Origin of the sequence: Actinoallomurus spadix (genome assembly GCF_024055725.1) — a bacterium.
GTDB classification, from domain to species: domain Bacteria; phylum Actinomycetota; class Actinomycetes; order Streptosporangiales; family Streptosporangiaceae; genus Actinoallomurus; species Actinoallomurus spadix.
On record NZ_JAMXMX010000019.1, the window covers coordinates 143,690 to 154,559 of the forward strand.

The 10,870-nt window shown below is 71.3% G+C and carries 9 protein-coding genes; 6 read left to right on the forward strand and 3 right to left on the reverse strand.

Annotated elements, in window-relative coordinates:
• Positions 1-105 precede the first annotated feature (105 nt).
• On the reverse strand, positions 106-681 hold the full coding sequence (locus NE235_RS26055; RefSeq protein WP_252807516.1) for a hemerythrin domain-containing protein: 576 nt from the start codon (positions 679-681) through the stop codon (positions 106-108).
• A 292-nt stretch (positions 682-973) separates the two neighbouring features.
• Between NE235_RS26055 and NE235_RS26060 the strand changes: the two genes are divergently transcribed.
• Positions 974-2,140, forward strand: coding sequence for a glycosyltransferase family 4 protein (locus tag NE235_RS26060; protein WP_252807518.1), 1,167 nt, complete (start codon positions 974-976; stop codon positions 2,138-2,140).
• Positions 2,141-2,166: 26 nt separating this feature from the next.
• Here the strand turns inward: NE235_RS26060 and NE235_RS26065 are convergent, their stop codons facing one another.
• Together NE235_RS26065 and NE235_RS26070 are read right to left on the reverse strand one after the other, a co-directional pair.
• Positions 2,167-3,183 carry a CNNM domain-containing protein gene (locus tag NE235_RS26065; protein WP_252807520.1) on the reverse strand — a complete coding sequence of 339 codons (1,017 nt, stop codon included), beginning with the start codon at positions 3,181-3,183 and terminating at the stop codon, positions 2,167-2,169.
• The gene (locus tag NE235_RS26070) at positions 3,171-4,571 is read right to left on the reverse strand and encodes a hemolysin family protein (protein ID WP_252807522.1); all 1,401 of its coding nucleotides are present in this window, start codon (positions 4,569-4,571) and stop codon (positions 3,171-3,173) included. Before NE235_RS26070 ends, NE235_RS26065 begins: the two co-directional genes overlap by 13 nt.
• A 411-nt stretch (positions 4,572-4,982) precedes the next feature.
• Between NE235_RS26070 and NE235_RS26075 the strand changes: the two genes are divergently transcribed.
• From NE235_RS26075 to NE235_RS26095, 5 genes are all read left to right on the forward strand, one after another.
• A complete protein-coding gene (locus NE235_RS26075; protein WP_252807524.1) occupies positions 4,983-5,993 on the forward strand; it encodes a LacI family DNA-binding transcriptional regulator in 1,011 nt (336 codons plus the stop codon).
• A 71-nt stretch (positions 5,994-6,064) separates the two neighbouring features.
• Positions 6,065-7,336, forward strand: a complete 1,272-nt coding sequence (locus NE235_RS26080) for an ABC transporter substrate-binding protein (RefSeq protein WP_252807526.1) — start codon at positions 6,065-6,067, stop codon at positions 7,334-7,336.
• 57 nt (positions 7,337-7,393) lie between these two features.
• Entirely contained in the window at positions 7,394-8,407 is a 1,014-nt protein-coding gene (locus NE235_RS26085; RefSeq protein WP_252807527.1) for a carbohydrate ABC transporter permease, read from the forward strand.
• Positions 8,404-9,273, forward strand: coding sequence for a carbohydrate ABC transporter permease (locus NE235_RS26090; RefSeq protein WP_252807529.1), 870 nt, complete (start codon positions 8,404-8,406; stop codon positions 9,271-9,273). The genes NE235_RS26085 and NE235_RS26090 overlap by 4 nt, the downstream gene beginning before the upstream one ends.
• 44 nt (positions 9,274-9,317) lie before the next feature.
• Positions 9,318-10,870: glycoside hydrolase family 13 protein (locus NE235_RS26095; RefSeq protein ID WP_252807531.1), on the forward strand; the 1,553-nt coding region annotated here is incomplete at its 3' end.

Consider the following 10,870-nt stretch of genomic DNA (forward strand, 5'->3'; position numbering starts at 1 on the left):
ATTCCGAATCGACCGCAATGGGCGGTCTCCTCAACCATGCCGGTAACGCTCCGTAGCGTCAAGAGCGCAAATGGTAAAACTGGGGTGCACCGCCCCATGGCGAGGTCACTTCCGCTCGCGGCCAAGGGTTTTGCGCACCACGTCGCGCGTCCGGTCGGCGGCGGAGGCGAACGTGCCGATGAGGATGTTCTTGGTGGCGGACTCCACCCCCGGATGCGGGTGCGTCGGCGCCATGGCCTCGGCCGCCTTGATGGCAGCGGCGAGGCCGCGCAGTTCGGTGCCGCCCATCTCGCGCAACCGGGTGAACTCCTCGCGCTCCTCGAGCTCCGCGTGGTCGAGGACGGACTTGCGGAACTCGGCGAAGAGCGGTTCGAAGCCGGCGGCCGAGGTGCCCATCTTCTCCAGGGCCTGCAGGACGCGCTTGCCCTCGTTCTCCTCCTCCAGCCGGGCGTCGATCACCCGGTCGCCGTCCGGGATGACCCGGCGGGCCAGAGGATGCACGACCTCCTCTTCGGCCGTCTCGTGCACGGCGAGGAAACGGCAGAGCTTCTCGAACGCCTCCTCGCGGGCGTGGCCCGTGCTCCGGTCGACGTCATCGAAGAGGCGGCGGATCTCCTCGTGCTGGCGGATCAGCAGGTCGACGGCGTCCCTCTCCGGCATCGTCTCAGGTCGCTGAGTCATCTCGCGGTACCTTCCCCCCTGTGTTCCCCGAATGTGCCTATTGCGACATTTCCGGTGCCGACCTGGTTAAACGCCGCGCCGGGCCGGCCTCCCCCCGGGGGGAGTGCGCGCGGGAATCCCACCGGCCGAGGCCGGGACGACCGGCCCGGACTTTCTCCGATCATGTAGGTCGGGCGACCCCGGTTTTGATCGTCGATCTCTAGCCTGATTCCCGGAGTGGTCACGGACGGTGGCATCCGTCCACAGGGCCGTCGTCCGACCTCGGGAGGGGCGCCATGCCCGGCACGATCAGGTGGGCCGTCGAGAGCGGGCGGCCGTGCCGGCGTGGCTGACGGCGACGGGCGCGGCCCTCGCCGCGCTCGTGCTGGCCGACGTGCTGAGCGCCGGGCTCGGCCGGTTCGCCCTGCGACGCGGGATCATCGACCGGCCGGACGTCCGCAAGGCCCACGACCGGCCGACGCCGTACCTCGGCGGGGTCGCGATCGCCGTCGCCGCGCTGACGGCGGGGACGGTGTCGATCCCTTACTGGGACCGGCGGATCACGGTCCTCGTCGTGGCCGCCGTCATCGTCGCGCTGGTCGGGCTGCTCGACGACGTCCGGCCGACGCGTCCGGCGTTCCGGCTGGCCGTCGAGGCCGGTGCCGCCGGCGCGGTCGTCCTGGCCGGGGGCCGCATCGGTGTCTTCGGGCACTGGGCGGACCCGGTGGTGACGGTGGTGTGGGTGGTGGTCCTCGCCAACTCCTTCAACCTCCTGGACAACATGGACGGGGCGGCCGCGGCGGTGGCCGTCCCGGTCGGCTGCCTCATCGCCGGCGCGGCCTGCCTGGAGGGCCGGCGCGGCCTGGCGCTCCTGCTGATCACGCTGGCCGCGGCGTGCCTGGGGTTCCTCGTTCACAACTGGGCGCCCGCGCGGATGTTCATGGGGGACGCGGGCTCGCTGTTCATCGGTTTCCTCCTGGCGGCCGGCGCCGTGCTGGTCCGGATCCCGGGCGGCGCGCCCGCCCGGCTGGCCGAGCTGCTCCTGTTCACCTTCGTCGCGACGGTGGACACCTGCCTCGTCGTCATCGCGCGCCCACGCGCGGGACTGTCCTGCTTCACGGCCGGCACCGACCACGTGTCGCACCGGCTGCGCGCGATGGGGCTCACCGTCCCGCAGGTCGCCCTGACCCTGTTCACCGTCGCGGGCCTGGCCGGGCTCTGCGGCGTGGCCGTCGCCGCCGCGCGGCTGCCCGGGGTCCTCACCCTGGCGGCGGCCGGCACCGGAGCCGCGGCGCTGGTCCTGCTGCTGATCAGGGTCCCGGTGTACGCGGTGGTCCCGGAGGAGGCGCCGGGCACCGCCGACGTCCTGCCGATGACGACCCGCGCGGCGGCCGGGCCGGGCCCCCGCGACCTCGCGCCGGGCAGGGCGCCTGCGTCGGACCCGGCGCCGGTCCTGCACATCGACGAGTGGCGGAAGTGACGACCCTGTTGTTCGTCTGGTGGCGTCTAGTGGGGGTTCCCGGCGAGGAGCTCGCTGAGCAGGTCGTCGAGGCTGACGATGCCGATGAAGGGGTTCTCCGGCGTCGCGACGAGGGCGAGCTGCGCGCGGGCCCGGCGTAGCGTACTCACCGCGGCGAGCACCGTGGTGTCCAGGGAGAGGGCCGGGACCGGATAGGTCATGTCGCCGGCGGTCCGGTCGCCGGCCCGGTGGGGGAGGGCGTCCCGCACGTGCAGGAGCCCGCTGACGCGGGCGCGGCCGTCCCGGACGAGCAACCGGGTGTGCCCGCTCGCCGCGGCGGCCCGCCTGATCTCCTCCGGAGCGGCGTCGGCGGGGACCGCGGTGACCCGCTCGGCGGGCACGACCAGGTGGCCGATGCCCTCCTGCCGGGTGGTGATCGCCCGGCCCAGGAGGTCGTGCTCGGCACCGTCGATCAGCCCCATCCGGCGTGACTCGCCGATCAGGTGGGACAGGCGCTGTGGGTCGGCCGGCGGCTCCGCCTCCGCGTTCGGGCGTACGCCGCAGATCCGGAGCAGGCCGTTCGTCACCCCGTTGAGGACGGCGAGGACGGGGCGCGACAACCGGGCGAACCCGCGGAACGGGATCGCCAGGATCAGGGCCGAGCGCTCGGGGTGGGCGATCGTCCAGGACTTCGGCGCCATCTCCCCGGCCACCATGTGCAGGAAGGTCACCACGCCCAGCGCGAGGACGAACGCCACCACGCGCGCGGCGGACTCCGGCACGCCGGCGGCCGCCAGCGGCGCGTCCAGCAGCGCCTCGAAGGCCGGCTCGGTGACGACGCCGAGCCCCAGCGAGCACATCGTGATCCCCAGCTGCGCGCCGGCCAGCATCAGCGACAGCTCGTCGATCCCGGCGACGGCGGCCCGCGCGGCGGCGCCGCCGCGCGCGGCGGCCCGCTCCAGGCGCGGGCGCTTGGCGGCGACGAGGGCGAACTCCGAGGCGACGAAGAAGGCGTTGCCGGCCAGCAGCAGGAGGGTGACCAGGACGGAGGTCAGCGGGCCCACGAGACCTCCTCGGCGGGTGCGGCTGCGCGCGGGAGGGCGCGCAGCCGTACGGTCCGGGCCACGCGGCGCCGTACGGCGAGGACCTCGATCTCGGCGCGTCCCGCCGGGCCGTACTCCGGATCGAGCTCGACCTCGATCCGGTCGCCCGCGCGCGGCAGGCGGTGCAGCCGCGTCATGACGAGCCCGCTGAGGCTGTCGTACGCGGCGTCGGCGGGCAGGGCCAGCCTGGTGAGGTCCCGGACCTGCGCGATCCGGGTACCGGCGTTCAGCACCCAGACGCCACGGCCGCGGGTGGGGTCCGCCTCGGCGGCGTCGTTCTCGTCGGCGATCTCGCCGACGAGTTCCTCGGCGATGTCCTCGAAGGTGAGGATCCCCGCCAGGCCGCCGTACTCGTCGACGACGGCGGCGAACTCCTGGCGCGCCTCGCGCATCCGGGCCGTGACGGCCTGCAGCTCGAGGGTGTCCGGGACGAGCAGCGCGGGGCGCATCACCGCGTCCACGGTCCGGTCGCCGCCCGGCGGGCCGGCGTCGTTCCGGCCGGGCGGTCCGGACGTGTCCGTGACGTCCAGCGCGGCCAGTTCGCGCACTCCGACCACGCCGATGACGTCGTCGATGTCCCGCCCCCACACCGGGTAGTCGGTGTGGCCGGCCTCGGCGACCAGGGCGGTCAGCTCCGCGACGGTCGTGGACCGGGGGACGGCGACGATGTCGGGACGGGGCACCATGACCTCCGCCGCCGTGCGCTCCCGGAAGGTCAGCGCGCGCTGGAGCAGGTCGGACAGGTCGGGCGGGAGGTGGCCCGCGCGACGAGACTCGCCGATGATGTCGCCGAGCTCCTCCAGGGTCGCGCCGTGGTGCAGCTCCTCCACCGGTTCGACGCCGAACAGCCGCACCAGCCGGGCGGCCGCCGTGTCGAAGAACCGGATCACCGGGCCCGCCACCGTGAGGTAGGCCAGGGTCGAGGCGGCGAGCGCCTTGGCGACCGGCTCGGCACGGGCCAGCGACAGGTTCTTGGGCAGCAGTTCGCCGAGCACCATCTGGATCGCGGTCGCCAGCAGGAACCCGGCGACGACCGCGGCGCCGCCGGCCCCGCCCGCGCTCAGACCCGCGTGCCGCAGCAGCGGGGCGATCAGCCGGGACGTGGCGGGCTCGGCGATGAAGCCGACGACCAGCGCGGTCACCGTGATCCCGAGCTGCGCGCCGGACAGCATGAACGACAGCCGGTTCGTCACGGCCAGGGCCCGCCGGGCCCGGGGGTCGCCGCGTTCGGCCTGGACCCCGAGCGTCGCCCGGTCGACGGCGACGAAGGCGAACTCCTGTGCCACGAAGTATCCGGTCGCGGCCGTCAGCGCGAAGATGGCGGCGACCCCGGCGAGGGCGCTCACCATCGCGGTGCCCTCGCCCTAGGACTGGAAGGGTCCGACGCCGCGGACACCCACATCCCCCCTCTTCCCTCGGTCGTACAGCCGGAACGACCGGATCCGCCCCGGTGTTCCCGGATGGATCGCTGATTCGTCACCGGAGGCCGCCGATGGCCCTGCCCGGGATCGTGTCGGTCACCCCTCTTCCCGGATCGAGTCCCGCGTGGCATCGTCCTGTTGGGGGGAACCCGCCTGTTTCAGGGGGTTCCGGGCCGCTCGGACCCGAGGGTGCGAGCCGCTTGGACTCGGTACCAACACGCCCGTGTAACGAGCCGGAAACGTGTTGGACATCTGCTTGACACACTTCTCGCGTGGTGGCAATTTGAACGATCAAATCGCACCGGTCACCAAAAAATTCGCGAAACGCGAGGGAAACGAATGCGCCGTCGAGACGCCAACGGAGTGACGATCTCCGATGTCGCCGCGGCTGCCGGAGTCTCCCGTCAGACCGTGTCCAACGTGCTCAACCGCCCGGCGCGCGTGGCGCCGGAGACCGCCGAGCGCGTACGGCGGGCGATCGACGAGCTCGGCTACCGGCCGAACCGCGCCGCGCAGAACCTGCGGGAACGCGCCAGCCGGTGCATCGGCCTGAAGATCCCCGCGCCGATCGGCGTGAGCAACTTCCTCGACCGCTTCCTGTACTCCCTGACGGTGGCGGCCGGGACGGCCGGCTACCACCTGCTGCTGTTCGCCCCGGCGGCCGTCGACGAGGAGCTCGCGACCTACGAGGACCTGATCCGCACCGGCACGGTCGACGGATTCGTGGTGGCCGACGTGTCGGCGCGGGACCGGCGCCTGCCGTGGTTCGCCGAGCGCCGCATCCCATTCGTCTGCTTCGGCCGGCCCTGGGGCCAGGAGGACGGGCCGTACACCTGGGTGGACGTCGACGGGGCGTACGGCATCGAGCAGGGCGTCGAGCACCTGGTCGGCCGCGGGCACCGGCGCATCGCCTACCTCGGCTGGCCCGAGGGCACCGGGTTCGGCGACGAGCGGCGAAGGGGCTGGGAGCGGACCATGGCCCGGCACGGCCTGGACACCGGCGGGCTGATCGGCGTGTGCGCGGAAGGCGTCGCCGTCGCCGCCGAGGCGGCCGAGCGGCTGCTGGCGCGGCCCGAGCCGCCGACCGCCTTCGTCTGCGGCAGTGACACGCACGCCGTCGGAGCCAGGCTCGCCGGCGGCCTCGACGCGCAGGGTCGTCCGCACGTCGAGGTGGTGGGCTTCGACGACTCGCCGGCGGCGACCTTGATCTCGCCTCGGATGTCGAGCATCCGGCAACCGCTCGACGAAGTGGCGCGCCGTGTCGTCAGCCTGCTGACGACACGGGTCCAGGGCAGTGACTCCCCGCCCGAGGGGGTGATGTTGCGCCCAGAACTCGTGGCACGGGAGTGACAAGGCCGGGGATCCGGCAGCAGTACCGAAGAAACCCTCAGGATGGAGTAAAGGTGGCATCCGTTTCGAGAATGACCCGCTTCGCGGTCATCGCGGCGAGCGTCGCCGTGGTCGCCGCCGCCTGTGGCGGCAGCAGCGACGATGACAAGAAGGGCGGGTCCGGCGACGCCGGCGCGCTGAGCGGCCGCGGGCCGATCACGCTGGCGACCGGCAAGGACACGTCGGGCAACATGCAGAACCTGGTCAATACCTGGAACCAGCAGCACCCCAAGGAGCAGGCTCGGATCATCGAGCTGCCCGAGGACGCCGACGCGCAGCGGCAGCAGATGGTGCAGAACGCCCAGACCAAGTCCAACGCGTACAGCGTGCTGAACCTGGACGTGGTGTGGACGGCGGAGTTCGCGGCGAACCAGTGGATCGCGCAGCTGCCCAAGGACCAGTTCGACCTGACGAAGTTCCTGCCGGCGGCGACCAAGACCGGTGAGTACCGGAACAACCTGTACGCCGCGCCGTGGAAGACCGACGCCGGTCTGCTCTACTACAACAAGGACCTGCTGGACAAGGCCGGCATCAAGGAGGCCCCGAAGACCTGGGCGGAGATGCAGCAGGACTGCGCCAAGGTCAAGGGCGCCAAGTGCTACGCCGGCCAGTTCGAGAAGTACGAGGGCCTCACGGTCAACTTCTCCGAAGCGGTCGCCAGCGCCGGTGGCGTCGTCGTCGACGACTCGGGCAAGCCGAACGTCAACACCCCGCAGGCCAAGCAGGGCCTGGACTTCCTCGTCAACGGCTTCAAGAACGGGATGATCCCCAAGGAGGCCATCAGCTACAAGGAGGAGGAGTCCCGCCGCGCGTTCGAGAAGGGCGACCTGGTCTTCTACCGCCAGTGGCCGTACGCCTACGCCCTGTCGAGCAAGGAGGGCGACTCCAAGGTCGTCGACAAGTTCGGCGTCGCGCCGCTGCCGGGCCTGAACGGCCCGGGCGCGCCGACCCTCGGTGGCCACAACCTGGCCATCTCCAAGTTCGCCCCGAACAAGGCCACGGCGCTGGACTTCATCAAGTACCTGACCAGCGAGCAGACCGAGCGGGCCAACCTCATCGCCTCCTCGGAGGCGCCGACCCTGGCCGCGCTGTACGACGACGCCGAGCTGCAGAAGAAGTTCCCCTACCTGACCACGCTCAAGGCGTCCCTCCTCAACGCCAAGCCCCGGCCGCAGGCCGTGCGCTACGGCGACGTGACCGCCGCGATCCAGGAGGCCGCGTACTCGGCCCTCACCGGCAAGGCGACCAGTGACAAGGCGCTGGCCGACCTGCAGAACAAGCTCGGACAGCTCATCACGTCATAGCCGCGTCCCGTGGCGGGACGCCCCCCGCGTCCCGCCACGGGCCCCGAGGAGGGCTCCATGACCACTACGACCGCCGAACCGGGAACCGTGGCCCCGGTAAAGCAGAAGAACAAGAGCGACGTCCAGGGCTCGGGTCGCCTGGCCGCCGTTCTGCTCTCGCCGACCTTCCTGGTCCTCGCGCTCGTGGTCGGCTATCCGATCATCGACGCGCTCCGAGAGTCGATGTACCAGCGCAGCAACGGGCTGGACGCCAACGGGTTCGTCGTCAAGGGCGACAAGTTCGTCGGCCTGAAGAACTACACGGACATTCTCACCGGCGACGCGTCCCACGCGTTCTGGAACGCGTTCTACAACACCACCTTCTTCACCGTCGTCGGCGTCCTGATCGAGACGATCCTCGGCGTGGCGATGGCCCTGGTCATGCACCAGGCGTTCCGCGGCCGGGGCTTCGTCCGGGCGAGCATCCTCGTGCCGTGGGCGATCCCCACGGCGGTGTCCGCGCTGCTCTGGCGCTGGGTGTTCCAGGCCGACGGCGTGGCCAACGCGATGATCGGCCACCAGGTGCTGTGGACCACGGAGGGCTTCCACGCGAAGGTCGCCGTGCTCATCGCCGACACGTGGAAGACGGCGCCGTTCGTCGGCCTGCTCGTCCTCGCCGGCCTCCAGCTGATCCCCGCCGAGGTGTACGAGGCCGCCAAGGTGGACGGGGCCGGGACGTGGTACACGTTCCGCAAGATCACCCTGCCGCTGATCAAGCCGGTGCTGCTCGTCGCCGTGCTGTTCCGGCTGCTCGACGTCCTGCGGTTCTTCGACCTGCCGTTCGTGCTGATCGGCGCGCACAAGGACTCGGTGGAGACCTTGTCCATGCTCGCCTACGACGAGGCGAGCAACCTGCGGTACGGCCCTGCGGCCGCGTACGCCACGATCCTGTTCGTCTACGTCGCGGTCGTCGCGTACGCCTTCGTCAAGCTGCTCGGCGCCGACATCATCGGCGAGGCGCGGTCGCGTAAGAAGACCGCGGCCAAGCGCGCCAAGAAGGGCCCGCGGGCCGCCCGGGAGGCAACGGCATGACCGCCATTTCCACCACCAAGGCCAAGCCCACGGGGCGCCGGGAGTTCAGCGCGGGCAAGGCGCTGTCCTACCTCGGCATGGCCGTCGTGGCGATCTACTGTCTGGCACCGTTCTACTGGATGGTCGTCTCGGCCTTCCGGCGGCCGCAGGATCAGTTCGACAACTCGCCGATCCCGGCGCCGTTCTCGGTGAAGAACTTCGGGGCGGTCTTCAAGCCCGGCGTGGGCTTCGGGCGGGCGCTGGTGAACAGCCTCGTCGTCGCGGGCGCCACGACGCTGCTCACGCTGGTCGTCGGCACCTTCACGGCGTACGCGCTGGCGCGGCTGGACTTCAAGTTCAAGAACATCGTGCTCGGCATCATCGTGGCGACCTCGATGTTCCCGACGATCTCCCTGATCGTTCCCCTGCTCCACCTGTTCACGAACATCGGGTGGATCAACTCGTACCAGGCGATGATCATCCCGGACCTGTCGTTCGTGCTGCCGCTGGCCGTGTGGAACCTCAACGCGTTCTTCCGCCAGATGCCGTTCGAGCTGGAGTACGCGGCGATGGTCGACGGGTGCACCCGCGGCCAGGCATTCCGGAAGATCATCGTGCCGCTCGCGGCGCCGGGCGTCTTCACCACCGCGATCATCGCGTTCATCGCCGCGTGGAACGAGTTCATGATCGCCCTGACCATGGTGAACAAGAAGGAGATGCAGACGGCCACCGTGTCGATCTCCAAGTTCACCGGAGCGTATGGTTTCGACCAGCCGTTCGGCACCCAGATGGCGGCCGGCGTCCTCGTCACCGTGCCGCTCGTCATCGTCGTGCTCCTCCTCCAGCGCCGTATCATCGCCGGTCTCACCGCCGGTGGCGTGAAGTAGGCAGGACACGACACCGTCCCCCACCTCTCCCCCGAAGGGAAACCGTGCAGGTCAACGCCCCCTGGTGGCGCAGTGCCGTCATCTACCAGATCTACATTCGCAGCTTCGCCGACGCGAACGGTGACGGAATCGGTGACATCGCCGGAATCCGGTCCCGGCTTCCGTACCTGCGCGACCTCGGCGTCGACGCCGTCTGGATCACGCCGTGGTACCCCTCCCCGATGGCGGACGGGGGCTACGACGTGGCCGACTACACCGATATCGATCCGATGTTCGGCACCCTCGCCGACGCGGACGCCCTGATCCGTGACGCACACGACCACGGCATCCGGGTGATCATCGACATCGTTCCCAACCACACCTCCGACCGGCACAAGTGGTTCCAGGCCGCCCTCGCGGCCGGACCGGGCAGCCCCGAGCGCGACCGGTACGTCTTCCGGCCGGGTCGCGGGGACGACGGCGAGCTGCCGCCGAACGACTGGCGCAGCACGTTCGGCGGCAGCGCCTGGACCCGCGTGCCGGACGGGGAGTGGTACCTCCACCTGTTCGCCCCCGAGCAGCCGGACCTGAACTGGGAGAACCCCGAGGTCCGCGCCGAGTTCGAGCGGGTGCTGGCGTTCTGGTTCGACCGCGGCGTCGACGGTTTCCGTATCGACGTCGCGCACGGCATGGTCAAGCAGGAGGGCCTGCCGGACCTCGGCGGGGAGGCCGAGGACGTCCTGGAGCCGAGCATGCGGCTCGACCACCCGCACTGGGACCGCGACGGGGTCCACGAGATCTACCGCGGCTGGCGGCGGGTGGCCGACCGCTACGACGGCGACCGTACGTTCGTGGCCGAGGCGTGGGTGGCGACTCCGGAGCGGCTGGCCCGCTACCTGCGCTCGGACGAGCTGCACACCGCGTTCAACTTCGACTACCTGCGCGCCTCGTGGGACGCCGCGAGCATGCGCGAGGTGATCGACGCGAGCCTGGGTGCGTTCGCCCTGGAGAACGCCCCGGCCACCTGGGTCCTGTCCAACCACGACGTGGTCCGCCACGTCACGCGGTACGGCCGGGCGCACACCGGCGGCCGCGGCCCGCAGCACGACGTCGAGGAGCCCGTCGACCTGGAGCTCGGCACCCGCCGGGCCCGGGCGGCGGCGCTGCTCATGCTGGCGCTGCCCGGCGGCGCGTACGTCTACCAAGGGGAGGAGCTCGGCCTTCCGGAGGTCGAGGACCTGCCCGAGTCCGCGCTGCAGGACCCGGTCTGGGAACGTTCCGGCCACACGTCCCGTGGACGGGACGGTTGCCGGGTGCCGATCCCGTGGTCCGGTGACACCGAGCCGTACGGATTCGGCCCCGACGGCAGCACCCCCTGGCTGCCGCAGCCGGAGTCCTGGAAGGGCTACACGGCCGAGGCGGAGGCCGGGGACGCGGAGTCCACGCTGGAGCTGTACCGCGCCGCGCTGCGACTCCGGCGGGAGCACGCGGCCCTGGGCGACGGCGACCTGACCTGGGATGACGCCGCGCCCGAAGGGGTGCTGCGGTTCACCCGCGCGCCGGGCTTCGCCTGCGTCGTCAACCTGTCCGGGACGCCGCAGCAGCTGCCCACTGACGC